Source organism: Roseixanthobacter liquoris (assembly GCF_043195135.2).
GTDB lineage: Bacteria > Pseudomonadota > Alphaproteobacteria > Rhizobiales > Xanthobacteraceae > NCEH01.
In genome coordinates this window covers 2,392,409-2,415,397 of sequence record NZ_CM195537.1, presented here as the reverse complement: position 1 = coordinate 2,415,397, position 22,989 = coordinate 2,392,409, and the positions used below count along the sequence as shown (strand labels likewise).

Genomic DNA, 22,989 nt, shown 5'->3' with positions numbered 1-22,989 from the left:
GCCGGTGAAATGCACGAGGCGCGAGAAGGGGGGCCGGCACGCGCGGCCCCCTTCGCTTGTGTTCGGAATGTGCATGACCGCGACCGGCCGGCTCCGTCAGCCGGCAATGGTCGCTTCGCTCGCACCGCCCGGCTCTCTCGTCGCCGGAGCGGTCTGCCGCAGGAACATGTAGATGGCGAAAGCTGAGAGGAGCGTGATGACCGCGAGCCCACCGGCAAGTCCGGCGAAGGCGCGGCTGTAGCTCGCCACGAGCTGCGCGGCGGGCACGCCTGGTGCCGCAGCCAGGGCGTGAGCGAGGTCACCCGCAGCCAAGCGCTGCGCGATCTCGGCAAGCTGGGCCGGCGGCAGGTCCGGCGCGAGGATGCCCGCACCGAGCGCGGTGAGGGTGGCCAGAGCTGCGCTGACGCCGGCGAGCGCAATGCCCTCCCCCGCCACGCGCGACGTGTTGAAGATGCCTGCTGCCATCCCGGCGCGCTCTTTCGGCACGACGCTCACGGCCAGACCGTCCATCAGTCCCCAAGGCACGCCGGCGCCAAGCCCAATGACAAGCATGGGCGGGACGAAGCCGAGGCCTGCGCCCGAAGGCACGGAACCGAGCCAGACGAGCCCGACCGATGCTGCAGCAAGCCCGATGGCGGACATGAGGCCGGCCGAGATCCACCGAGTGGCCGTCGCGGCGAGAGAAGGGACAACCAGCATCGGCGCGGAAAGAGCCGTCATGAGCCACCCGGCTTCGACCTCGCTCATGCCCTCGATGCCGATGAAGCGCAGCGGAAGCAGGATGAGCAGCACCACATAGGAGTAACAGGTGGCGACCGGCAGGAGCTGGACCCCCAGGAAACGGGGATAGCGGAACAAGCTGAGATCCAGCATGGGGCGCGTTGCCCGGACCTCGATACAGATGAACGCTCCGAACATCAGCGCCGCGCCGGCGAAAAGCGCCAGCACCCGCGCATCGCCCCAGCCCCGCCCGGGCCCCTCGATGACGGCGAAGGTGAAGAGCGAGAGCGTTGCGGTGAAGCTCAGCGCGCCGGGAAGGTCAAGGCGCGTGGCATCGGGATCCCGCGTCTCGCGCAAGGCCGGCAAGGCGAGGAGAAGGGAGAGCGCGCCGATGCCGGTGCTGGTGAGGAAGATGGATCGCCACCCGAAAGCATCGATAAGAAGGCCGGCAATGACGGGCCCCAAGGCGAGCCCAAGGCCAAAAGTGGTGCCCAGCATGCTGAATGCGAGCGCACGCCGACGCCCCTGGAATTCCTGGGCCATGACAGAAGAACCACCGGCCAGCGCGCCCGCGGCGCCGATCCCTTGCGCGGCGCGCAGGACGTCGATGGCGACGATGGACGGCGCGAAGCTCAGCGCCAGGGAGAAGGCCACGAATAGCGCGACGCCGCCGGTGAAAACCATCTTGCGGCCGAACCTGTCGGCGAGGGCGCCGGCGGTCATGAGCAGGCTGCCGAATGTGAGCATGAAGGCGTTGGTGATCCAGGTCAGCGCCGCCGCATCGCCGCCGAGATCGCGGCCGATGGCCGGGGTTGCGACAGCGCCGCCGGAGAAGCTGAGAGGGAGGATCAGGGCCGCCAGGCACACGATGGCGACGACGGAAATCCGGCCCGAAACCGGTGGGGGTAACGATTGGTCCATGAGGGAGGCTTATCCAGAAGCGGCACGCAGCCGCGGAAGTCTCCGACTTGGTCCTTGCTGTGCGCCGGATAAACGCATCCGAACGCGATGCTCTGTCTCCCTTGAGGCGACAGTGATCAATCCGCAGCGGCGGCTTGCACCGCGGCGACGCGGGCCGCAAGCTCTTCCAGCTCCGTGTCCGGGATCCCGTGGGCGCGCAGTCCTTCGCAGGTCTGGAACAGATAGTCGGCCGAGGAGCCGAGCGCACCCGAAGCGGTGGCGATACGTTGGATCGCCTCGTTTTCCGGGAGGCCGCCGGCATAATGGCGGCCTGCCTTGTCGATGGTGAAGGCGATGGCATTGCCGAAGCGCGCACCGGCATCGTCGCGCACATCCACCCAACGGGGAACGTAGGCGGCGGCGAGCATCTCGCGCTTCCAAACAAGAGAGAGCTCAGCCTCCAGCATCTTCTCGGCGATGCGGAACGCGACACCCGCGCATGAGCCGCCCTCGTCGAGGCCGAGAACGAGCCCCGGATTGTCCATCGAGCCTCGACCCACCAAAGCGGAAAGGCAGAAGGCGCGATGCCAACCTTCGACGCGCGCGGTGCGGCGCTCCGCGAATTGGATCGACGGATTCCAGATCAACGAGCCGTAGCCGAATAGCCAGACATCGCCTTCCGGCCGCTCGGCAAGGGTCTCGCGCAGCGAGGTTGCGCGCTCCGAAGGCGAGAGGATCCGCAGCGTGGGCGCGTCACGGGCGGCGATCGCATCGATGCCGTCGGTCTCTATCAGTTCCCGGGTGAGAATGTGTCTTTGCATCTTGCTCTCGCACGCGGCGGGCGCATCGGCGCCATTGTCGGTGTGCGATGGATATGCGCTGGTGCCTGGGCGCGATAAACTTGGAGAATGGCGACGCTCTATATCCCGCGCGGAGACAGACGAATTAACATGTTGAAGTTAAACAGTTTTTATAACTCCAATCCGACCGACAGATGAGGATCGGGATGGGATTGGAGCCGATAAGGTGATAATTCTGAATTCAGCGCAGCTTATCCGCCCGCGAGCTTCCAATGAACCGCAGCCCTCCGCCGATCCAGGATATCGCCGCCTTCGTGGCCGTGGCCGAAAATGCCAGCTTCACGCGCGCCGCCGAGCAGCTCGCCACCAGCAAGTCCAATGTGGGCAAGGCGGTGCAGCGCCTGGAGGCGCGGCTCGGCACCCGACTCTTTCAACGCACAACGCGCGCCGTGCGCCTCACGGAGGAGGGCGAGACCTATCTCGACGCAGCCCGCGGGGCCTTGGACACTCTCGGGGAGGCGGAGGTCGCCCTCTCGGCCCGCCGCTCGGAGCCCGTGGGGCGCGTGCGGATGGACGCGCCCATCGGCTTCGGCAAGCTGCTGCTGCCGACGTTCGCCTCCGTGCGGGCGCGCTATCCGAAGGTGACGCTCGAACTGTCCCTGAGCGACCGCCAGTCCGATGCGGTGGGAGAGGGCTGGGACATCGTCATCCGTGCCGGCGCGCTTGCGGCGGACAGCAGCATGACCGTTCGCAAGCTGTGCGACATCCGCCTCGGCCTTTATGCTTCGCCGGACTATCTGAAGCGGCGCGGCCCAATCGGGACCGTCGCCGAGCTTCGAGACCATGAGGGCATCGTCTTCCGCTCCGGCTCCGGCACACTGCGACCGTGGTTCGTGGCCGATGCCGGGAAGATGGTTCAGATCTCGCCCGAGGCCAGCCTCGTCACGGGAGATGGGAGAGCCTATGTGGACGCCACCATAAACGGTCTCGGCATCGGGCAGATCTATGATCGAGTGGCGGATCCGCATGTCGCGGCGGGAGAGCTTGTCCATGTCCTCCCGGAAGCGGACGTGGAGGGGCCACCCGTGCACGCCCTCATCCCGCTGGGCCGCCGCATGCCGCCCAAGACGCGCGTCGTGCTGAACCATCTGGTTGACGTGCTCGGCTGATCCTGAGTCGAAATTTCGCGCCTGCGCCACAGTGGGAAGCCACAGTAAGAAACGTCCGCAGGCGCCTGCTCGTCCTTCTCTCGCCCTTGTCGCAGACGGCCCCCTGACAGGCCGGTGGACCGCAAACCGAAGGCTTTCGCGCATCCCGTGGACACGCCTGGGAGGCCGACACGGGAAAGGGCACGCCTGTGCCCTTTCCCCGGCCCGTCAGGCTGCCGGTTCGAGCGGCGGCCCGACGATCTCCACGGAGAATTCCGCGGCAACCCGCGGGAAGTCCTCCAGCGGACGTCCCTCCATCGCCGGGAACATCCGCTCCAGGCCGCCCGGCGTGAAGAAGCCCAGCAGCCGCGCGGGCTCGGCGCCAAAATTGCGGAAGGCATGGGGCGTCCCGCGGGGGATGAGCACGATGCCGCCCTTTGCGGAACGCAGGCGCCGCCCGGCCACCTCGAAGTCCACGGTGCCATCCAACACATAGATGATCTCATCGGCATCGTGGTGGATGTGCAAAGGCGGCCCGATCATGGGCTCGATGATTCCCTCGGCCACGCCGTACCGGCCGCCGGTGTCCCGGCCGTCGATCCGAAGCGCGATCCGCTCGCCCGGGAAGGGCTCGTGCCAGCGCAGGTTCTCGCCGGTCGCAAAGAGGGGTTGCTGGAGGAAAACATGGTTCGTCATGGGGTCACCTCGTTTGAGATGAGGCATCCATGCCGGCCGGCCGGGGAATAATATTGACCCTGCGCGCCGTGTTTCGTCGAAAACCGGCGTGTCGCGCCGCACCGGCGTTGGGCTGGCCTTGCAAGGCCGGGTCGGTTGTTCCATCTGGGTGACCTTGGGGGATCCGCGGCGGAGGGGGCCGAACAGAAGGGCCTTCGAGGGCACCACATGCAACGTCAGCTTCTTTTCGACGGCTCTCCCAAGACGCGCTGCCCGCTCGGCACGGCCATGGGCGGCGCGCGCATCGGCGTTTCCCGCCACCGCATCGATGCCGCCGGCCAGACGGCGGTGAGCGCTCCCGCGCAGGATGCGCATCTGGTGATCCTGCAATTGCAGGACCAGCCCGCGCACGATTTCTGGGCCGACGACAGGCACATCCCGGTTCCGCGCGCTCCCAGGGGCAGCCTGAGCATCGTGGATCTTCGCCGGGACTCTTCCGCGCTCTTCACCGAGCGGCTCGACAGCCTGCACCTTCACCTGCCGCGGGAAGCGCTCGAAGGACTTGCGATCGATGCCGGCGCAACGCCCGTTGGCACCCTGACCTTGGATGGGGAATGGAGCACCAGCGACGAGATCGCCCGGCAGCTCTCGCCGCTCCTGGCCGCCGCCGCCGAGGCGCCGGGGCGACTCGCGCAGGCCTATATCGACCATCTGGTCCTCGCGATGGCTGCCCATGTCGCCTCCACCTATGGCGGGCTGCGGCCCATGCGCCCGAGGCGCGGCAGCCTTGCGCCCTGGCAGCTCAGGCGGGCCCAGGAGCTGCTTTCGCAGAGCCTCTCCGGCGAGGTGTCGCTGCACGCCGTTGCCGAGGCCTGCGGTCTCTCAACCTCCTATTTCGCGCGCGCTTTCAAGGTATCCACGGGAATGCCCCCTCATGCCTGGCTTCAGGCGCGCCGAATCGAGCGTGCTCGCGGGCTGCTTTCCGACCGGCGGCTTGCGCTGGCCGACATCGCGCTGCGGTGCGGGTTCGCCGACCAGAGCCACTTCACGCGGGCATTCCGGCGCGCCACCGGACTGACACCGGCCTTGTGGAGGCGCGCCGCCCACCCGGCCTGAACAGCGCATCGCACGCTCTCCGCATCGCGACGAGAGAAGTTGACCGCCGTCCGACGAGACGGCGGACAATGGTATAGGCAATTTATCTAAGACTTCTGCCGACATCCTGGCGTGCGCAGGTTGCCTCATCATTGCAGGCGGTTACGACGGTTTCAGCCGACATCGCGGATGTAGCGCTGGAAAAGCGTGCGGTGGCGGCTTTGCGGGCGATACGGATCAGCCGGGTGCGCCGAACCAGCGTGTCGCGGCTTGCAGGGCGCCGTCCTCATCGGCGGCGGCCTCGCTGGCCCAGGCGAAAAAGCCATCGGGGCGCACCAGCACCGCGCTCAATCCCAGACGGTCCTTCACATCGGACGAGAGATAGGTGATCCGTCCCTGCCAGCGGTTCGCGAGCGCCCGGAGCGGGGCATGGGAGGCGAAGTCGAGCAGCAGGCCACGGCCGTCTCGCAGAAGGTTTCCCGCCCGCGTCCCATCGGCGAGTTCAAAATCGGGGATGCTCTGGCCGACGAGCGGGTGGCCGCTGCCAAGATCATAGCGCAGGGATACGCCCCACACTTTTCCGGCGAAATAGGTTGCCCCGTCCCGCGTCCCCATGAGATCGCGAACGATGGCTGCAAGCGCGCGGGTGCTCGGCGTGGGCCGCAGGAGGGCGACCTGCGCGCGCGACCAGTCAAGGACCCGCGCTCCCTCCGGATGCCGCTCGGTGAAATAGCTGTCGAGCAGTCCGGCCGGCGCTCGGCCATGGATGGTGGCCGCCAGCTTCCAGCCCAGGTTCATAGCGTCGCCCAGGCCGAGATTGAGACCTTGGCCGCCAAGGGGCGAATGGATATGCGCCGCGTCGCCGGCGAGCAGCACCCGGCCCCGGCGGTAGGCCGTCGCCTGGCAGGCGCGGTCCGTCCAGGTGGCTGCGAGGTGCAATGCGGTGAGAGCAACGTCGGTGCCCGAGATCCGGCGCAACGCCGCCTGAACGTGCTCGCGCGTGATCGGCCGCGTCCTGTGGAAGGCGCCTCCGTCGAAATCGACCATCGCGATCACGCCGGGCTTGGCATAGGTGTACATGCCCGCGGCGGTGTAGGTGCGTCCCGCGCGCAGCGCATCCGGATCGGCCAGGTCGGCCTTGACCGAATAGCCGGTGAACTCGGGATCGGTGCCATCGAACGGAAAGCCGCCGGCCTTGCGCACCGTGCTGCGCCCGCCGTCGCAACCGACCAGCCAGCGCGTGTGGAACGTCTCTCCCCCGGCGCGGACGACCACGCCGACGTCGGTCTCGTGGAAGTCTTCGACACCGACGCCGCGCCGGATCTCGGCCCCCATCGCCGTCGCCCGTGTGGCCAGGAGGGATTCGAGGGACTGCATATCCACCGCGAGGTTCACCCCGGCCGGACTTTGCAGCCGATGGGCCCATCTCGAAGCGTCGATGTCCTCATGGAAGAACGGGATGCCGGCGAAGTGCCCCGCAGGCCGCCGCTCCTGCTGCATCCAGTGGGCGGAGGCCCGGGTCGCGCCTGCGGCATCGTTCGCGTGCTGTGTCGCCATGATTTCATCGAGCAGGCCGCGGCGATACAAAGCCTCGATGGTCGGTGCCGACAGGCCGCGCATCCCGAACGGCAATGTCTTCAGGGGTGAGCGCGGATCATCCGCCTGCTCCAGCACGAGCACGGAGACATGTGCGAGCCGCAGCTCGCAGGCGAGAAACAGCCCGACCGGGCCGGCGCCTGCGATAATGACGTCGTGGATGTGAGCGTGGGACATGGGCCTGGAATACTCCTGTGTCGAAGATGTTCGACCGGAGCGTTCCTCGGTTCCGAGACCGCACGGACGAACGCAACAGCGCCTCAACAGCGCCCGACGTTCGTCGTGGGGATCTCAGGCCCGAAGCCAAAGACCAGAGCTTTCGTTACCGAAAGGACTTGGGCTGACCAAGCCAAGTCTGCCTTTTCCGACGCGCTCCCTATAGCGCAGGGCACCTCCGGCCGCAACACAGCGCGCGCCGCACCCCGCCGCGCCGCCGCCCTTGCCTTGCGCCGGCGGCCGCATGGGTCGGCAGGCCTCCATAGGTGCGGCCTGTTCATCGCCATTGCTGCTATAGATGCCGCGAAGGCCGGACATGTCCCGGCGGAGTAGAGGCAGATCATGGCCGAGAGATTTGAACGGCACCGCCAACCTTGGACCCATGAGGAACTCGAAAAGCTGAAGCTGCTTGCCAAGAAGGGCATGGCACTGAAGGCGATTTCGAAAGCGATGACGCGCAGCGAGGAATCCATCAAAGACCGCGCCAAACTCGATGGCATCGGCATCGCCAAGCTCCGTTAGATGTGGCTCATGGCTCGGCCTGAGGGATCGCTACCCGCGCAATCGCCAAGACCCTGACGCCAAGCCTCTGACGCCAAGCCTTTGAGAACGCCCCCGATTTTGCACCGCCCGCGCCGGGTCAGCATTGGCGCAGGTCAGATCTCGTAGGAGGCGCTGCGCAGGCGCTCCGCGTCGCGTGAGGGCGGCGCGCCAAACAGGCGCGCATACTCGCGGCTGAATTGCGATGCGCTCTCATAGCCGACGGCATAGGCGGCCCGTGCCGCATCGGTATTGGTGGTCAGCAGCCGCCGGGCCGCCTGAAGGCGCAGGGTCTTCTGGTATTGCAGCGGGCTCATGGCTGTCGCCGCTTTGAAATGGCGGTGGAAGGACGGCACGCTCATGCCGGCGATCTCGGCCAGGGTCTCGGTCCGCAGCGGCTGGTCGAAGTTGCGGCGGATCCAGCCGATCGCGCGGCGGACCTGCGACAGGCGGCTGTCGTCGCGCCCCACCTGCCGGAGGATGGGGCCGTGGGCACCCTGCAGGAGACGGTAGAGCACCTCGCGCTCGCGCGATGGAGCAAGGAACGGGATGTCGTCGGGCGCGTCCAGCAGCGCGAGCAGATGGTCCCAGGCCTCCAGCAGCTCGGCCGTGACGGGCGCCACGCCGAAGCCGGCCGCGGGCCTTGCGGCCGGGGCGGGCGGCAGGTCGGCAAGCAGGCTCGTCAGCGCATCCCGGTCGAGGGCGAGGCTCGCGACCACGTAGGGCTCGTGCGTGGCCGCTTCGATCACGCATCCGGTGGCGGGCAGTTCGAGCGAGGCGATGAAGCAGCTCGCCGGGCCGTAGCGCAGCATGCGGTCGCCGATCAGGACCTGCTTGGCGCCTTTCAGCACCACGCAGATCATCGGCTCGTAGAGCGTCGCCACCGGCGCGCTGTGCTGGCGGGCGACGCCTATTCCCACACGCGGCACCGGCGTCTCCAAGCGCATGCCGTCGGTATGGCGCGAGATGCGCTCGCACATGCGATCGATCAGATTCTGCATGGCGCGAAGATCGCCCTTCCCGGCCCGCGCAGCAAGCCTCCTGATAGGATCAGGCAAGGCGTTGATACGATCGGGCGCTCAACTCCCCGTGCCGCCAACCATATGGGTGAAGGGCGGCGCGACCGCCCAGCTTCAAGCGATCGGGAATGGATCATGAGTGACGTATTCGGTGCGACATCGACGACGGACGAGGTGCTCGCCGGTGTCGATCTCCGGGGCAAACGCATACTGGTGACGGGGACGTCGGCGGGGCTCGGCATCGAGACGGCCAGGGCGCTCGCGGCACATGGCGCGAACGTGGTCGGCGCGGCGCGCGACCTCGCCAAGGCCGAGGGGGCGACGGCCGGCGTCCGGGAGGCCGCCCGCGCGAACGAGGGCAGTTTCGAGCTGATCGCGCTGGACCTCGCCTCCCTGTCGAGCGTGCGCGCCTGTGCGGACCGGCTGCTGGCGGACGGGCGGCGGTTCGACATCGTGATTGCGAACGCCGGTGTCATGGCGCCTCCGCTCGGCCGGACCGCCGACGGCTTCGAAACCCAGTTCGGCACGAACCATCTCGGCCACTTCGTGCTGGTCAACCGGATCGCCGGGCTGCTCGGCGCAGGCGGGCGGCTGGTGAACCTGTCATCGGCCGGCCACCGCTTCGCCGATGTCGACCTCGAGGATCCCAATTTCGAACGGACCGCCTATGACCCGTGGATCGGATACGGCCGTTCCAAGACGGCCAATGCCCTGTTCGCGGTCGCGTTCGACCGCAGGCACCGCGATCGCGGCGTGCGCGCCGCGGCGGTGCATCCCGGCGGCATCCGCACCGAGCTCGGCCGGCATATGACCGCGGCCGACGAGGAGGCGCTGATCGCCTCCATCAACGCCGCCCAGGCCACAGCCGGCCTGCCGCCGTTCGCGTACAAGACAATCCCGCAAGGTGCCGCGACCACGGTCTGGGCTGCGGCCGTCGCCGATGCCAATGCGGTCGGCGGTCGCTATTGCGAGGACTGCCATGTGGCGGATGTGCAGGACGGCGAAGGCATTCGCGCCGGCGTGCGGCCCTATGCCCTCGATGCGACGCGTGCAGAGGCGTTGTGGCGGAAGAGCGAGGAACTCGTCCACGAACGCTTCTGACGAGGACGCGCCCCGGGCAACCCCGGGGCGCGACCGGCACCTGCGTCAGCCATCGAAGACGGCTGCGCGGGCTTCAGCTTTCGGGAAGTTCGAGCCGTTCGAGATCGGCGATCAGCCCGGGTCCGGTCGGCTCCCACCCCAGCTTTTCCCGCGTCTGCGCGCTGGAGGCGGGCATGTCGAGGCCGGCGAACATCGCCAGCCAGCCAAAATAGGCGGGCGTCTCTTCCGCGGCGATGGATTTCGCCGGCAGGTTCAGCCGCCGGCCGATGGCTTCGGCAATCTCGCGCACGGGCACGCCTTCCTCCGCCACCGCGTGATATTTCGCATTCGGCTCGGCTTTCTCGATGGCGAGCCGGTAGAGGCGCGCCACGTCGACGACATGGGCCGACGGCCAGCGGTTGAGCCCGTTCCCCACATAGGCGCACACGCCCTTCTCGCGATACATCGCGATGGCGGGCGTGATCAGCCCCTGCGTGACCGGGTCGTGGACCTGCGGGAGCCGCACCACCGACACGTTGACGCCCTCCGCGGCCACAGCGGCGGCCGCCTCTTCCGAGGCCGCCCGGGGATGGGTGGCTGAGCCGACGATGGGATTGTCCTCCTTGGCCGGCGCGCCCGGCACCGTGTTGGCGATCCCGGTCCCCGAGGTCACGATCAGCGGACGGCCGGAGCCGGCGAGAACGGAGCCGAGCGCCCGGATCACGCGGCGGTCGTCTTCGCAATTCTGGACGAAGCGCGAAAAGTCGTGGTTGAAGGCGAGATGGATGACGCCGTCGGAGCGCGCGGCGCCGTCCTTGAGGCTGTCGGGGTCGGCAATCGACCCGCGATAGACCTCGGCGCCGGCCGCCGCCAGGGCCGGCGCCTTGTCGTCCGAACGGCAGAGGCCGATCACCTGATGGCCCGCCGCGATCAGTTCCCTGACCACGCGCGAGCCGATATTTCCTGTCGCGCCGGTTACGAACACACGCATGCCCAAGGTCTCCAAGCTTCACTGGAGACAAGCATTGCCGGGCTCGTTATGCTGGTAAAGTCTGGAGCTTATCGTAGTACAATGACTGACAGGCTGAATGGGCGCCCTGGTGCCGAGAACCAGCTCGGCCTCTATCTCCGGGATCGCCGCGCCAAGCTCGATCCGATCGCACTCGGATTTTCCTCGGAACGCCGCCGCACGCTCGGCCTGCGCCGTGAGGAGGTGGCGCAGCGCGCCAACATCAGCCCCACCTGGTACACGTGCCTGGAGCAGGGCCGTGGCGGCGCGGCATCGCCCGATGTGCTCAATCGCCTGGCCCGCGCGCTCATGCTGACCGACGTCGAGCGCGAGCACCTCTTCCTGCTGGGTCTCGGTCATCCGCCCGAGGTGCGCTACCAGAAGAGCGAGGGCGTCACGCCGCGCCTGCAACGCGTCCTCGACGCGCTCGATCCCAGCCCTGCGCTCATCCGGACGGCGCTCTGGAACGTCCTCGCCTGGAACCGCGCGGCGACCGTCATGCTGATGGATTATGCCTCGCTGCCCCCCGACCAGCGCAACATCCTGCGCTACATCTTCCTCGACCCGCGCGCCCGGGCGGCGCAGTACGATTGGGAAAGCGTGGCGCGCTTCGCGCTGGGCTCGTTCCGGGTGGATACGGCCCGCGCCGGAGCCGCCGACGAGGTGAAGCCTCTTGTGGAAGAGCTCTGCCGACTCAGTCCGGACTTCGCAAGGATGTGGCGCGACAATGATGTTCAGGGCCCGCCCGGCGAAGCCGTGAAGCATATACGCCATGCGGTTGTCGGCCCTCTGTCGTTCGAATATTCCGCCTTTTCGGTCGATGGCCGAACGGACCTCACCATGGTCGTCTACAATCCGGCCACGCCCGAGGATGCAGAACGGATCAAATCCCTCCTGTCTTAGCCCAGCATCTCGGGCCGGAAGTGCGACCGGCGACTGATGATCCTGCCGGACACCATGAACACGCCGTCGCCTGTGTAGTGAAGCGTTTCCGGATGCTTTGGCGAAGAGGCCACATGGGCCTTCACCACCTCGAAGATGAAGAAGTTGTAGCGCTCCACCAGCGCATCGTCGTGAAGGCGGCACTCGAAGCTGGCATGGCATTCGCCGATCAGGGGCGCATCGACCGTGCTGGCGTCCTGGGCGGTCAGATTAAAGCGCGCAAACTTGTCGATCTTCGCGCCCGTCGTATTGCCGATCCCCACCACCGTGTCCGTCAGCGCCGTGGTCGGCAGATTTACGACGCATTCCCGGCTCTCGCGGATCATGCGGTGACTGTGGTTGCCGCCCGAGATCATCAGCCCGACGAGGGAGGGGGCGAACTCCAGGATCGTGTGCCAGCCCAGCGTCATGATGTTCGTCGCGCCCTGCCACTTCGACGACACCAGCACGATCGGGCCGGGCTCCAGATAGCGCCGCACCTGGCCCACGGGAAAATCGCTCTTCTTCGGGAGTCCGGTCACGGCAGCCTCTTCGCAAGTCCCAATGGGCGACAATAGCCGCCGATGCGGGCAGATGCCCATCTCCACGCGACGCATGCCTTATCTGTTACCGCCTGCGGCCCCGGCGGGCTGAGGCAGGTATTGTTGACCGCCCCTCGGACGCTCCATGCGGCCTGATTGGCCCGGTGTGGCCGAAGGCCGGCTGACGCCTCGATCCATATGGTCCGCGACGACGGCAGGCGTCAGGCATGGACGCGCGGCGCTGATGAGCCCGATCACCACATTTCATGAATGCGTCCGGCACGCGCCGCTAAGATGGTCGCCCGTCATCCCGACGAGGACGAGCCCGCGCATGCAGACCGCCACGCCGCCATACGACCCCGACAACATCTTCGCGCGCATCGTGCGTGGCGAGCTGCCCTGCGAGCGGCTCTACGAGGATGCGCATGCGATCGCCTTCATGGACATCATGCCCCAGAGCGCGGGCCACGCGGTGGTGGTGCCGAAGCGCGCAGGGCGCAATCTCCTCGATACCGATCCCGCCGTGCTCGGGCCGCTGATGGACGCCGTGCGCAAGGTGGCGCAGGCGGTGAAGACGGCGATGGAGGCCGACGGCGTCGTGGTGATGCAGTTCAACGAGGCGCCCGCCGGCCAGACCATCTTCCACCTGCACGTCCATGTCCTCCCGCGCTATTCCGGCGCGGACTGGGCGCCCCATGCCGGCGCGCGGGCCGAACCGCAGGTGCTGGCGGCCCAGGCCGCGCGCATCCGCGCCGCGCTCGAACCCTGAATAAGGCGGCGCCATGGAAGTGGCACTTCTTTCGGATCTGTGGGCCGCCCTCGGCGGCGCCGGGTCGCGGGCGCAGCATGTGGTCTTCTCCGGCGCGGGGGCGCTGCCGTCCGTCTTCCCGGTCACGGCGCTTGCCGCCGCCTCGGTGGGCGCGGCGGGGCTCGCGGTCGCGGAGCTGGTGGAGCTGCATGGCGGCGCACGGCCGCAGGTTCGGGTCGACCGGCGGCTTGCCTCGCTCTGGTTCGGCACCTCCCTGCGCCCGCAAGGCTGGAGCGTGCCGCCGCCCTGGGATCCCATCGCCGGCGATTATCGCGCCGCCGACGGCTGGATCCGTCTGCACACCAATGCGCCGCATCACCGCGCCGCCGCCCTTTCGGTGCTCGGCGCGGAGGAGCAGAAGGAGGCGGTCGCGCGCGCGGTCGGCACATGGGCCGCCGATGATCTCGAGGCGGCCGTGGTGGCTGCCGGCGGATGCGCGGCCGCCATGCGCAGCCTCGAAGCCTGGCGCGCCCATCCCCAGGGGGCGGCCGTCGGCGCCGAGCCCCTGTTCGCATGGCAGGCGGGCGAAGCCGGCGGGACGGCAGAGGCCCGCTTCCGGCCCGAGCGTCCGCTGTCGGGCGTGCGCGTGCTCGACCTCACCCGCGTGCTCGCGGGCCCGGTGGCGACGCGCTTCCTCGCCGGCTACGGGGCCACGGTGCTGCGCATCGACCCGCCCGGGTGGGAGGAGCCGGGCGTGGTGCCGGAAGTGACGGCGGGCAAGAGCTGCGCGCGGCTCGACCTGACCGATCCCGCCCGGAAGGCGCAGCTCTGCGGATTGATCCGCCAGGCCGACGTCCTGGTGCATGGCTACAGGCCGGGGGCGCTCGAAGGGCTCGGGCTCGGCGCAGACGCGCGGCGGGCGCTCCGTCCGGGCCTCGTCGAGGTGAGTCTCGACGCTTATGGCTGGAGCGGCCCCTGGGCCGGGCGGCGCGGCTTCGACAGCCTGGTCCAGATGAGCGCCGGCATCGCCGAGGCGGGCATGCGCGGCCTCGGTCGCGACCGGCCGACCCCGCTACCCGTGCAGGCGCTCGACCATGCCACGGGCTATCTGATGGCGGCGGCTGCGATCCGCGGGCTGTGCACGCGCCTGCGCACCGGACGCGGCAGCGCGGCCCGCACCTCGCTGGCGCGCACCGCCGCGGTGCTGGCGGCCCATCCTGCCGATCCCGCTGCCGCGCCGATCGCACCGGAGACCGCCGCAGATCTCGATGCGGCGGTGGAGACGACATCCTGGGGGCCGGCGCTGCGGCTGCGCGCGCCGCTCCAGGTCGCCGGGGCGCCGATGCGGTTCAACACCGGCGCCCGCGCCCTCGGCAGCGCGCCGGCGCAATGGGCGCGCGACTGAAGGCGACGCTCAGGCCGGCTTCGACAGGCCGGCGGCGAGATGGTCCGCCAGCAGCAGGCCCGCCTTGGAAAGCGCCGGCGCGCGATGCAGGCGGATATCGGCCGCCGGCAGCGGCGGCAGCTCGTCCCGCTCGCCGAGCGCCCGGAGCCCGTGGGGGAAGGTGCCGGACTTCACGACGGTGACCGCCAGGCCCTGGGCGGCGACCGCCTCCACCGCCGCGAGGCTGTGGCTCACGAAGGCGAGCCGCCAGGGGCGCCGCGCCGCATCGAGCGCCTCGATCGCCCATTTCCGGAACAGGCAGCCGTGCGGATAGAGCGCCACCGGCAGCGGCGTGCGGCCCTCGATGCCCGGTTCGGGCCCTGCCGCCCATACCGCCTGCTCGCGCCGCAGGAACTGGCCTTCCGCCTGCCCCGCCGGGTGCATGGCGACGACCAGGTCGTAGCTCTCGCCGAGCCGGTCCGGCATGGTGGCGGTGAGACCCGTCTCCATCTGCACCCGCACCAGGGGATAGGCGGCCGCGAAGCGCGCCAGCAGCGCCGGCACCAGCAGGGTCCCGTAATCGTCCATGACCCCGAGCCGCACCGCGCCCTCGACCTTGTGCTCGCGCAGGCGGCCCACCGCCTCCTCGTTCAAGGTCAGGATCCGGCGCGCATAGCCGATGAGCCCTTCGCCCGCAGCGCTCAGCTCCACATGGATCGTGCTGCGATGGAACAGCTCCACCTGGAGCCGCTCCTCCAGCCGGCGGATCTGCATGCTCACCGCCGACTGGGTGCGGTTGAGATGGGTCGCGGCGCGGGTAAACGAGCGCTGGTCCGCCACCGCCACGAAGGCCTTCAGGAGGTCCGGATCGAGAAGGGGAATGCTCATCACGGCCCGTGATTTATGGGATCAGATAAATGCCATTCCATGATCACTACCGCGCTCCCTAAGATCGGCGCAAGAGCCGTGAGGGGGACCATGGGAGAGACACTGGGTATCCTGGCGGCGGTGTTTTCGAGCGCGCTCGGCGGCTCCTCCATCGTGGCGACGCGCTATCTCGCCGGCGCCCTCGACCCGCTCGCCATCGGCTCTTTCCGGTTCGGCATTGGCGTCCTTCTCCTGCTGCCGGTCGCGCTGCTGGGCAAGGCGTCCTGGCCGGCGCGGCGCGACTGGGCGGCGACGGTCGGGCTCGGGCTGCTGTTCTTCGCCCTGTTCCCCCTCCTGTTCAACGCCTCGCTCATCTTCACCACGGCGGGGCGCGGCGCGCTCTGCCTCTCCACCCTGCCCTTGCTGAGTCTCGTGATGGGCCGGCTCCTGGGCCGGGAGGCGCTCACGGGGCGCAAGACCGCCGGCGTGCTGATCGCCACGGGCGGCGTGGCGCTGTCGCTCCTCTCCGGCCTCAGCGTGGCTCCGGACGGTGCGTGGCGCGGCGATCTGCTGATGGTGGCGGCCGCCCTGTGCATGGCGCTCTACGGCATCTGGTCGAAGCCGCTGATCGGCCGCTCGGGGCCGGTGCCGTTCACGGTGATGTCCATGGGGGTGGGCGCTCTGTGCCTTGTCGCCATCTCCTGGGCGCGGGGAAGCTTCGCGCCCCTCGCCCAGCTCGGCGCGCCGCAATGGGGCGCGGCGCTCTATCTCGGCGCCATCGGCAGCGCCCTGACCTTCTATCTCTGGGCCTTCGCGCTGGAGCACACGACCCCGACGCGGGTCGCCGTCTCGGTGACCGTCAATCCCGTCATCGCGGCGCTTGCCGGGGCAATCGTGCTGAACGAACCGCTGCGCTGGAACCTCGTCGCCGGGATCGTCACCGTCCTCGCCGGCATCTGGCTTGCCGTCACCCGCCCGCGATCGGCCCGAATGCCGTCCGAGATCGGAAACTGAGCGCGCAAGATCCGGAGCCGGACTTTTGAAAGACCCCGTTATCGCAGAGGGTTGCGCGGTCCCGGATATGTTCGGTGAGGTAAAATGGTGCCCAGGGGCGGAATCGAACCACCGACACTGCGATTTTCAGTCGCATGCTCTACCAACTGAGCTACCTGGGCGTCCGCAAGGCCGGAACCTCTTGGAGACGGGTGTGTATAGTGTCTCCCTGGCGCGCTGTCCATAGCCGGCAGAGACGACAGGCACACCTGTGGATGACAGGTCCGGCAATCGTTGCGCCGGATGGGTTTGCGGCGCTTGCGGGCCACCTACCCGCCGCCGCCCCGACCCGCCGGCGCGGCGGGCGCGCGCGGCTCGGAACTTCAGGCGCTCATCGCGCCTGCATGCGCAGGGCGGCGTCCAGCCGCAGCACTTGGCGCGCATCGTGCCCGCCGATGCCCTGCTCGCGGAAGCCGCGTCCGTCGCCGAGACGATCGCGGAAAAATCCCTGCCGGGCCTCATGGTCATCAAGGAAAGCATCAATCGCGCCTTCGAGACGCCGTTGTCCGAGGGCCTGCGGTTCGAGCGGCGGGTGTTCCACGCCCTGTTCGGCACCGCCGACCAGAAGGAGGGGATGGCCGCCTTTGCGCAGAAGCGCGCGCCTGCCTTCACCCATCGCTGAGCGAGGCGGGCATGCGATTTTCGGCCCCGTCAGGACCCGAGGGTGAACACCACCAGCAGGGCGGCATAGATGGCGGCGATGATCGCCGCGCCGCGCAGATCGATGCCGCGCGAGGGCTGAGCCGGGCTGAGCCACCAGCCGAAGCGGCCGCTCGCCCACGGCACGAGGGAGTTCAGCAGCACCACGCTCACCACGTTGCCGATGAACAGCGCGACGGGAAAGGCCAGCCCCGCCCATCCCATCAGCACCGGGTTCTGCACCGCGATGCCGAACAGGTATACCACCGGGTATAGCAGCATCAGGACGATCATGTTCTGCTTCCACACCGCTGCCGGCGGCTGCCCCTTGGGGCCGGAGGCGAACCATTGGTCGAAACCGGAGCGGGCGATGCGGGCGTGGAATTCCTCCGTGAAGGGGGCGGCTTCCGCCAGCAGCGCCTTGCGCTCGGGAGAGGTGAGCCAGGCCTGGAGATTCTCCTCGCTGTCGAACCGCAAGATCGAGAGCCAGTCGTCCTGCACGCCGGGGATCGGCGGCTCGAAGCGATAACCCTGGAAGCCCGGCGCCCGCGTCTGGGCCGAGGCGATGCGCTGTTCCCAGGCGCGATAGGCCAGTTCCTGCCCCGGCTTGATGCGCGTCGAGATCACCGCCGAGACCGCGGCGGGCAGCACGCCGGAGGCGCCGTCCGGCACGATATGCACGTCGTCGCGGCCCACCAGCATGGATTGGGCGCCGGCGATGCGCGCGAGGCGGGCCGGCGAATTGAGCCAGGCGATGGCGGCGGCGCTGCTTTCGAAGCGCTGGAGGATCACCCAATCCACCTGCGCCGGCGGGCTCGGGCGCATCAGGGTCTGGCCGAGAAATCCCGGCAGCGCGGCGATGGAGGCGCTGGTCTGCTCCTGCCACACCGCGAACGCCTCCTCGAAACCGGGCAGCACGCGGGTCTGCGTCACGATGGTGACGGCGGACGTGGGAGTGGGAGGCGTGCTCATGGGCGTCGGGCTCATGGGCACGGCTGCAACTGGTCGAAGATGCGATCGGGCGTGAACGGCAGGCTGGCGAACCGCACCCCCGTCGCATTGAACAGGGCGTTCGAGACCGCCGGCGCGATGGGATTGATGGCGCATTCCCCCTGCGCCTTCGCGCCCAGCGGGCCGATGGTGTCATAGGTATCGGCGAACAGGATCTGGGTGCGCGGCGCGTCGGCGAAGCTCGGGATGCGGTAATTGCGCAGCGCCGCATTCTTCATGTGGCCGCCCTCGTCATAATCCATGTGCTCGGTCAGCGCCCAGCCGAGCCCCATCGTGATGGAGCCGTTGATCTGACCGCGGCACTGCATGGGATTGATGAGCCGGCCGATATCGGCGGCATGCACGCTTTGCAGGATCTCGATGTCGCCGGTGATGCGATGCACCGCAAGGCGGATGCCCTGCACGTTGAACGCCACCGTGCGCGGGGCGAGATAGGCCTTGCGCTTGGCCTGGAAGCGATGGCCCGCCGCCGTGCCCGTGGCGTGAAGCTCGGGCAGCGCGATGCGGGTGTTGCCGTTCACCACCGCGCCCGCCTCCAGCACCCAGTCGCCGGGCGCGGTGCCGGTGATGCGGGCGACATAGGAGAGGATGTTCTGGCGCAGCGCGGTCGCGGTCAGCGTCACCGCCTGCCCGGCCACCACCGTGCCGGTGCTGGCGAAGGTGCCGGTGTCGAACGGGGCCTTGTCGGTGTCGGCATTGATGATGTCGATGTCTTCCGCGCGCGTGGCGAGCACGCTCGCGGCCAGCTGGCGATGGGAGGTCACCGAGCCGTTGCCCATTTCCGTGGAGCCGACGGCGAGGTGATAGCGCCCGTCGGGAAGCAATTCCATCACCGCGCCGGAACGGTGCTCCGTGGGCGGGCCGGATTCCAGCATGGCGAGGGCGATGCCGGTGCCCTCGGCCCAGTGCGGGCCCTCCGGCTTGGGGCGCCGCGCGCCGGTGGCGAGGGCGTTTTCCACCAGGTCCATGCATTGGTCGAGCCCGTAGCTGCCGAATTCCACGTCCGACACCCCGCTCCAGATCGCCTCGATCCAGTCGTCGGCGGTCACCATGTTGCGGCGGCGCAGGGTGAAGGGATCGATGCCGAGGAGCCGGGCGAGATCGTCCATGGCGCATTCGATGGCAAACGTGGTCTGCGAGGCGCCATAGCCGCGAAACCCGCCCGCCGGCACCATGTTGGTATAGACGACCAAGCCCTCGCCCTTCTTGTTGGCGCAGCGATAGGCGCTCATGGGGCTGGAGAGCGAGGCGGCCAGGGTTTCGCTGGCGTGGCCGCCATAGGCGCCGGTATTGGACACGACCCTGATCTCGATGGCGGTCAGCGTGCCGTCCGCCTTCGCCCCCAGCTTCACGCGGGTGGTCATCTGGTGGCGCGTGCTGGCGCCGATGAACTGCTCCTCGCGGGTATATTCCCACTTCACCGGCCGGCCGAGCTTCATCATGGCGAGGACGCACAGATCCTCGGTCAGCATCTCCTGCTTGCCGCCGAACCCGCCGCCCACGCGCTCGGTGAAGACATGCAGGTCCGCCGGCACGAGGCCGAACAGATGGCACAGCTTCTCATGGGCGATGAAGGGCGCCTGGGAGGAGGTGCGCACATGGATGCGCCCGTCTTCGCTCTTCCAGGCGATGGAGCCGTGGGTCTCCAGATGCACATGCTGGACGCGCGACGTGGTATAGGTGCGCTCGTGGATGGCATCGGCCTCAGCGAAGCCGGCGGCGATATTGCCCACCTCGCCGCGGATTTCCGCGAACACATTGCCATGCGCCTCGCCGCCCTTTTGGTGCAGGATCGGCGCCTGCGGGGCCATGGCGCTTTCGGGATCGAACACGGCCGGCAGAATTTCGTAGTCCACCTTCAGCGCACGGCAGCCGGCTTCGGCCGCCGCCTCGCTCTCGGCGGCCACCGCCGCCACCCGCTGGCCGACGAAGCGCACCACGTCGTCGAGCATGTAGGTGTCGTCGGGGTCGACCAGATGGTCCTCGTGGGTCGCGGTGCTGTAGAGCCGGCGCGGCACGTCTTCCCAGGTGAACACCGCCAGCACGCCGGGCACCGCCAGCGCCGGCGCCTTGTCGATGGAGACGATGCGCGCGTGGGCATGGGGCGCGCGCAGCACCTTCAGATAGGCGAGGCCCGCGACCTCCACATCCATGGTGTAGCGCGCATGGCCGGTGACGATGCCCGGCCCGAACGGATTGGGCAGGCTCGCCCCGCAGGCGTTGCCGGCGATGTCTTCGCCCACGTTCACCACGCCGTCGATGGCGTCGCGGATCGACGCATAGCCGGTGCAGCGGCACAGATTGCCCTTGAGATGGCGCGGCAGGTCGGCGCGCTGGTCCTCGTCGAGCGCGGCGATGGTCATGATCATGCCAGCCGAGCAATAGCCGCACTGGAACGCCTGGGCGTCCAGGAAGGCGCGCTGCACCGGGTGCAGGTCCTCACCGCTAGCGAGCCCCTGGATGGTGGTGACCTCCCGGCCGGCGGCGCGGAAGGCGGGCATCAGGCAGGAATGGACCGGCGCCCCGTCCACCCACACGGTGCAGGCGCCGCAATCGCCCTGGTCGCAGCCCTTCTTGACGCCGAAATCGCCGCGCTCGCGCAAGAACGTGCGCAGGCACTGGCCGGGGCGCGGCTCGGCGGAAAAGCTGTGTCCGTCGATGGAGAAGTTCATGCGGCAGCTCCTCTCGCAGCAGTTCCCGGCCCGGCGAGTTCCGCGCGGATCTCCTCGGCGAAATGATAGGTCAGATGCCGCCGATAGGCGGGCAGCCCGTTGACGTCGTCGAAATAGCCGTCCTGCGGGATCGCCGCGTCGATGGCGTGCCGCACCTCCTCCGCTTGCGGCGGGGCCGCAAAATGCAGCTGCACCGGGCGGAAGGTGGCCGCGGTGATGGTCAGCAGCAGGTCGCCGTCGGGACCCGCAGTGCCGATCAGCAGCGCCGCCGAGCGGCCGAGGTGATAGAGCGAGGACCGGCGGAAGGCGAAGCGCTTCTTCAGCGCGGCCGCCGGCAGATGGATGGCGCGCAGCAATTCGCCCGGCGCCAGGATATTGGCATGGTTGCCGGTGACGAAATCCACCGCCTTCACCGTGCGCGGCGCGCCATCGCGCGGCCACAAGGTATAGGTGCCTTCGAGCGCGACGGTGAGCGAGATCATGGCGCCGGCCGGCAGCGCCATGCAGATGTTGCCGCCGACGCTCGCCTCATGGGCGATCTTGAACGACATCAACAGCGCCCGGCAGCACAGGGAAAGCAGCGGCCCTGCGGTCCATTCCGGCGGAAGGGCGAGGCCATCCAGCGCGCCGATGCGGGCGGTGGCGGCGATCTCCAGGCCGTCCGGCGCCAATGCGAAGTCGGGCCAGTCGAATGCCCGCAGGTCGATCAGCGTGTCGAGGGCTGGCTGGGGCTCGGAGAACAGCCAGGTGCCCCCGGACAGCCAGGCGAGGCCCGCGCGCCACTGGCTCACTTCGCCCGCCGCGCGCGGGCGCTGGATCTGGCGAATGGTGTTGATGTCCATGACAGCAATCGCTCCGTCGCCGTGACGCAAGGGTTTCGCGGATCAGGTGCCCGGCGCGCCAGGCACGCGCCGGGTTCAAGCTTCGCCGCACTCCGCCGTGAGGACGAAGAACGCGCTTTGCGATCGGCCCACAACGCCGGCTGATCGCTGAATGCCCCGGCAAATCGCCGTGTCAGCACCGCCGGCACTGCCGCCCACTCTTGTCATGCACGGGCTTGTCCCGTGCATTCACGCGGTGCCGCCGGTGCCAGCCTCGAAAGTCCGGTGCGATCGGCGCGGCGTGGATGGCCGGGACAAACCCGGCTATGACGACGGAGAACGGCACGCGGCGGGGCGCAGGCGCCTCGCCCGAAGGTCGATCCGTCCTACGGCAATTGCGACAGGGTCGCCGGGCCGGGGCCGGGGGTGATCAGGGTCGGCCATTGCTTGGAGCCGAACGGCACCAAAGGCGGCAGGAAGGGCGTCATGCCGCGCTTGGTGGCGTCGGCGATGATGGCGTCGCGCGCATCCCCGCCCATCAATTCGTAATCCATCACCGCATTATTGCCGAAGAACAGGCCGCCCACGGTGCGATCCGCGATGATGCGGGTGAGCGAGCCCAGCATGTCTTCCGGCGTGGTGGTGAAGGACACGGTCTCGATCAGGATGAGGCGCGAATTGATCGCTTCCGGGCCGAAGAACTGGGCGAGCACGCTGTAGAGAATATTGTTCTGCCGGGCGACATAGATGGTATTGCTGGCGGCATAGGTCTTGTCCCAATCCGGGCCGAGCATGGCCTTCCATTCGGCGACGACGCCCATCCAGTGGTTGACCTGGGTCTGCGCGGCCCAGGCGATGCTTTTCTTCAGCTGCGGCCCCTGCTTCTTGGTGAAGGCGGCCAGCGCGTCGAACGTGATGACGCCGGCCTTCAGGCTTTCGTCCATGAAGGCGATATTGTCCTTCAGGATCTGCGCGTTGTTCGCCCGCCACTCGGCCGGCATGGAGGTCTTGTCGAGGCTGTCCAGCGCCGCCTGCATCTGCGCGCGGAAGGCGGTCATGGGGGACACCCAGCTGAGGTCGGTGGGCTTGTCCACATGCGGCCCGGCGAGCACCGAGAGCACCATGGTGCTGTGGCCGATGGATTTGAGCAGCTGGTACACCTCCGGCACCGGCGGCGCCTCCAGGCGCGGCTGGCCCGGCCGATACAGCAGGAAGCGCCCGCCGGCGCCGGAAAACAGCGCCAGGATCACCGGATGCTGGGCGAGGATATTCTCCGAAATGATCCGCCCTGAATCGCCATAGAGCGCGAACATCGCGGTGTTCAGCGCCAGCACGTTCTGCTTGGCCGTCTCGGCGGCGCTGGGCGGCGCCCCGCCGACGATGATGTTCATGAAGGGCGGCGCCTCAGCGGCTACGGCAACGCCAGCGCTTCCGCCGCCCAGCAGGGTCAGGCATGAAATCGCGAACGCCTGCAAGGGTCGTTGGTAGCGTCTCATATTCCCCCCAAAAGGATTTTCCGGCGTGAAGACACGC

General features: G+C 68.6%; 20 protein-coding genes, 1 tRNA gene and 1 pseudogene. 9 read left to right on the top strand and 13 right to left on the bottom strand.

The window, feature by feature from the left end; genetic code table 11:
* Nucleotides 1-96 precede the first annotated feature (96 nt).
* On the bottom strand, nucleotides 97-1,641 hold the full coding sequence (locus tag V5F84_RS10680; RefSeq protein ID WP_394042603.1) for an MFS transporter: 1,545 nt from the start codon (nucleotides 1,639-1,641) through the stop codon (nucleotides 97-99).
* A 116-nt stretch (nucleotides 1,642-1,757) separates the two neighbouring features.
* Nucleotides 1,758-2,441 (bottom strand): gamma-glutamylcyclotransferase, encoded by a 684-nt coding sequence (locus V5F84_RS10675; protein WP_394042604.1) that lies wholly within the window; start codon nucleotides 2,439-2,441, stop codon nucleotides 1,758-1,760.
* A gap of 251 nt (nucleotides 2,442-2,692) precedes the next feature.
* Between V5F84_RS10675 and V5F84_RS10670 the strand changes: the two genes are divergently transcribed.
* Entirely contained in the window at nucleotides 2,693-3,589 is an 897-nt protein-coding gene (locus V5F84_RS10670) for a LysR family transcriptional regulator (protein WP_394042606.1), read from the top strand.
* 207 nt (nucleotides 3,590-3,796) lie between these two features.
* On the opposite strand, the gene V5F84_RS10665 is transcribed toward V5F84_RS10670, so the two are convergent.
* Nucleotides 3,797-4,618 carry a cupin domain-containing protein gene (locus V5F84_RS10665; protein WP_394042607.1) on the bottom strand — a complete coding sequence of 274 codons (822 nt, stop codon included), beginning with the start codon at nucleotides 4,616-4,618 and terminating at the stop codon, nucleotides 3,797-3,799.
* A gap of 3 nt (nucleotides 4,619-4,621) precedes the next feature.
* Between V5F84_RS10665 and V5F84_RS10660 the strand changes: the two genes are divergently transcribed.
* Complete coding sequence (locus V5F84_RS10660; RefSeq protein WP_394042608.1) at nucleotides 4,622-5,359, top strand: helix-turn-helix transcriptional regulator; 738 nt, start codon at nucleotides 4,622-4,624, stop codon at nucleotides 5,357-5,359.
* Nucleotides 5,360-5,575: 216 nt separating this feature from the next.
* On the opposite strand, the gene V5F84_RS10655 is transcribed toward V5F84_RS10660, so the two are convergent.
* Complete coding sequence (locus V5F84_RS10655; protein WP_394042609.1) at nucleotides 5,576-7,111, bottom strand: FAD-dependent monooxygenase; 1,536 nt, start codon at nucleotides 7,109-7,111, stop codon at nucleotides 5,576-5,578.
* 381 nt (nucleotides 7,112-7,492) lie between these two features.
* Here V5F84_RS10655 and V5F84_RS10650 point away from each other — a divergent pair, with 381 nt between their 5' ends.
* Nucleotides 7,493-7,672, top strand: a complete 180-nt coding sequence (locus V5F84_RS10650) for a Myb-like DNA-binding domain-containing protein (RefSeq protein WP_138397655.1) — start codon at nucleotides 7,493-7,495, stop codon at nucleotides 7,670-7,672.
* Between the two features lie 134 nt (nucleotides 7,673-7,806).
* Here V5F84_RS10650 and V5F84_RS10645 read toward each other — a convergent pair whose 3' ends face one another.
* Nucleotides 7,807-8,691 (bottom strand): AraC family transcriptional regulator, encoded by an 885-nt coding sequence (locus tag V5F84_RS10645; RefSeq protein WP_394042610.1) that lies wholly within the window; start codon nucleotides 8,689-8,691, stop codon nucleotides 7,807-7,809.
* Between the two features lie 153 nt (nucleotides 8,692-8,844).
* On the opposite strand from V5F84_RS10645, the gene V5F84_RS10640 reads away from it, so the two are divergent.
* Nucleotides 8,845-9,810, top strand: coding sequence for an SDR family NAD(P)-dependent oxidoreductase (locus tag V5F84_RS10640; RefSeq protein ID WP_394042611.1), 966 nt, complete (start codon nucleotides 8,845-8,847; stop codon nucleotides 9,808-9,810).
* A 73-nt stretch (nucleotides 9,811-9,883) separates the two neighbouring features.
* Here V5F84_RS10640 and V5F84_RS10635 read toward each other — a convergent pair whose 3' ends face one another.
* Nucleotides 9,884-10,780, bottom strand: a complete 897-nt coding sequence (locus tag V5F84_RS10635) for an SDR family oxidoreductase (protein ID WP_394042612.1) — start codon at nucleotides 10,778-10,780, stop codon at nucleotides 9,884-9,886.
* Between the two features lie 81 nt (nucleotides 10,781-10,861).
* Here V5F84_RS10635 and V5F84_RS10630 point away from each other — a divergent pair, with 81 nt between their 5' ends.
* Nucleotides 10,862-11,701, top strand: coding sequence for a helix-turn-helix transcriptional regulator (locus V5F84_RS10630; protein WP_394042613.1), 840 nt, complete (start codon nucleotides 10,862-10,864; stop codon nucleotides 11,699-11,701).
* Here the strand turns inward: V5F84_RS10630 and V5F84_RS10625 are convergent.
* Nucleotides 11,698-12,261 (bottom strand): flavin reductase family protein, encoded by a 564-nt coding sequence (locus V5F84_RS10625; protein WP_394042614.1) that lies wholly within the window; start codon nucleotides 12,259-12,261, stop codon nucleotides 11,698-11,700. The genes V5F84_RS10630 and V5F84_RS10625 overlap by 4 nt on opposite strands.
* Before the next feature lie 331 nt (nucleotides 12,262-12,592).
* Here V5F84_RS10625 and V5F84_RS10620 point away from each other — a divergent pair, with 331 nt between their 5' ends.
* On the top strand, nucleotides 12,593-13,030 hold the full coding sequence (locus V5F84_RS10620; RefSeq protein WP_394042615.1) for an HIT family protein: 438 nt from the start codon (nucleotides 12,593-12,595) through the stop codon (nucleotides 13,028-13,030).
* Nucleotides 13,031-13,043: 13 nt separating this feature from the next.
* Nucleotides 13,044-14,414 carry a CoA transferase gene (locus V5F84_RS10615; protein ID WP_394042616.1) on the top strand — a complete coding sequence of 457 codons (1,371 nt, stop codon included), beginning with the start codon at nucleotides 13,044-13,046 and terminating at the stop codon, nucleotides 14,412-14,414.
* A 9-nt stretch (nucleotides 14,415-14,423) separates the two neighbouring features.
* Here V5F84_RS10615 and V5F84_RS10610 read toward each other — a convergent pair whose 3' ends face one another.
* On the bottom strand, nucleotides 14,424-15,281 hold the full coding sequence (locus V5F84_RS10610; RefSeq protein WP_394042617.1) for a LysR family transcriptional regulator: 858 nt from the start codon (nucleotides 15,279-15,281) through the stop codon (nucleotides 14,424-14,426).
* A gap of 90 nt (nucleotides 15,282-15,371) precedes the next feature.
* On the opposite strand from V5F84_RS10610, the gene V5F84_RS10605 reads away from it, so the two are divergent.
* Nucleotides 15,372-16,274: a DMT family transporter gene (locus V5F84_RS10605; RefSeq protein ID WP_394042618.1), complete on the top strand. Its 903-nt coding sequence runs from the start codon at nucleotides 15,372-15,374 to the stop codon at nucleotides 16,272-16,274.
* 85 nt (nucleotides 16,275-16,359) lie between these two features.
* Here the strand turns inward: V5F84_RS10605 and V5F84_RS10600 are convergent.
* A tRNA-Phe gene (locus V5F84_RS10600) sits at nucleotides 16,360-16,435 on the bottom strand.
* 251 nt (nucleotides 16,436-16,686) lie between these two features.
* On the opposite strand from V5F84_RS10600, the pseudogene V5F84_RS10595 reads away from it, so the two are divergent.
* A pseudogene (locus V5F84_RS10595) lies at nucleotides 16,687-16,935 on the top strand (enoyl-CoA hydratase-related protein); the annotation flags it as partial.
* A gap of 29 nt (nucleotides 16,936-16,964) precedes the next feature.
* Here the strand turns inward: V5F84_RS10595 and V5F84_RS10590 are convergent.
* The 4 genes from V5F84_RS10590 to V5F84_RS10575 all read right to left on the bottom strand — a co-directional run bounded on the left by V5F84_RS10590 (nucleotide 16,965) and on the right by V5F84_RS10575 (nucleotide 22,847).
* On the bottom strand, nucleotides 16,965-17,924 hold the full coding sequence (locus V5F84_RS10590; protein WP_394042619.1) for an antibiotic biosynthesis monooxygenase: 960 nt from the start codon (nucleotides 17,922-17,924) through the stop codon (nucleotides 16,965-16,967).
* Nucleotides 17,925-17,935: 11 nt separating this feature from the next.
* Nucleotides 17,936-20,635 (bottom strand): molybdopterin-dependent oxidoreductase, encoded by a 2,700-nt coding sequence (locus V5F84_RS10585; protein WP_394042620.1) that lies wholly within the window; start codon nucleotides 20,633-20,635, stop codon nucleotides 17,936-17,938.
* Nucleotides 20,632-21,477 carry an FAD binding domain-containing protein gene (locus V5F84_RS10580; RefSeq protein ID WP_394042622.1) on the bottom strand — a complete coding sequence of 282 codons (846 nt, stop codon included), beginning with the start codon at nucleotides 21,475-21,477 and terminating at the stop codon, nucleotides 20,632-20,634. The genes V5F84_RS10585 and V5F84_RS10580 overlap by 4 nt, the downstream gene beginning before the upstream one ends.
* A gap of 365 nt (nucleotides 21,478-21,842) precedes the next feature.
* Nucleotides 21,843-22,847 carry a hypothetical protein gene (locus V5F84_RS10575; RefSeq protein ID WP_394042623.1) on the bottom strand — a complete coding sequence of 335 codons (1,005 nt, stop codon included), beginning with the start codon at nucleotides 22,845-22,847 and terminating at the stop codon, nucleotides 21,843-21,845.
* Nucleotides 22,848-22,989: the final 142 nt, after the last annotated feature.

Excerpts from the sequence above, each read along its gene's own strand:
- V5F84_RS10680 (WP_394042603.1), bottom strand. The coding sequence starts at position 1,641 with ATGGACCAATCGTTACCCCCACCGGTTTCGGGCCGGATTTCCGTCGTC.
- V5F84_RS10675 (WP_394042604.1), bottom strand. The coding sequence starts at position 2,441 with ATGCAAAGACACATTCTCACCCGGGAACTGATAGAGACCGACGGCATC.
- V5F84_RS10670 (WP_394042606.1), top strand. The coding sequence starts at position 2,693 with ATGAACCGCAGCCCTCCGCCGATCCAGGATATCGCCGCCTTCGTGGCC.
- V5F84_RS10665 (WP_394042607.1), bottom strand. The coding sequence starts at position 4,618 with ATGCGCATCCTGCGCGGGAGCGCTCACCGCCGTCTGGCCGGCGGCATC.
- V5F84_RS10655 (WP_394042609.1), bottom strand. The coding sequence starts at position 7,111 with ATGTCCCACGCTCACATCCACGACGTCATTATCGCAGGCGCCGGCCCG.
- V5F84_RS10650 (WP_138397655.1), top strand. The coding sequence starts at position 7,493 with ATGGCCGAGAGATTTGAACGGCACCGCCAACCTTGGACCCATGAGGAA.
- V5F84_RS10645 (WP_394042610.1), bottom strand. The coding sequence starts at position 8,691 with ATGCAGAATCTGATCGATCGCATGTGCGAGCGCATCTCGCGCCATACC.
- V5F84_RS10640 (WP_394042611.1), top strand. The coding sequence starts at position 8,845 with ATGAGTGACGTATTCGGTGCGACATCGACGACGGACGAGGTGCTCGCC.
- V5F84_RS10635 (WP_394042612.1), bottom strand. The coding sequence starts at position 10,780 with ATGCGTGTGTTCGTAACCGGCGCGACAGGAAATATCGGCTCGCGCGTG.
- V5F84_RS10630 (WP_394042613.1), top strand. The coding sequence starts at position 10,862 with ATGACTGACAGGCTGAATGGGCGCCCTGGTGCCGAGAACCAGCTCGGC.
- V5F84_RS10620 (WP_394042615.1), top strand. The coding sequence starts at position 12,593 with ATGCAGACCGCCACGCCGCCATACGACCCCGACAACATCTTCGCGCGC.
- V5F84_RS10615 (WP_394042616.1), top strand. The coding sequence starts at position 13,044 with ATGGAAGTGGCACTTCTTTCGGATCTGTGGGCCGCCCTCGGCGGCGCC.
- V5F84_RS10610 (WP_394042617.1), bottom strand. The coding sequence starts at position 15,281 with ATGAGCATTCCCCTTCTCGATCCGGACCTCCTGAAGGCCTTCGTGGCG.
- V5F84_RS10605 (WP_394042618.1), top strand. The coding sequence starts at position 15,372 with ATGGGAGAGACACTGGGTATCCTGGCGGCGGTGTTTTCGAGCGCGCTC.
- V5F84_RS10590 (WP_394042619.1), bottom strand. The coding sequence starts at position 17,924 with ATGAGCACGCCTCCCACTCCCACGTCCGCCGTCACCATCGTGACGCAG.
- V5F84_RS10585 (WP_394042620.1), bottom strand. The coding sequence starts at position 20,635 with ATGAACTTCTCCATCGACGGACACAGCTTTTCCGCCGAGCCGCGCCCC.
- V5F84_RS10580 (WP_394042622.1), bottom strand. The coding sequence starts at position 21,477 with ATGGACATCAACACCATTCGCCAGATCCAGCGCCCGCGCGCGGCGGGC.
- V5F84_RS10575 (WP_394042623.1), bottom strand. The coding sequence starts at position 22,847 with ATGAACATCATCGTCGGCGGGGCGCCGCCCAGCGCCGCCGAGACGGCC.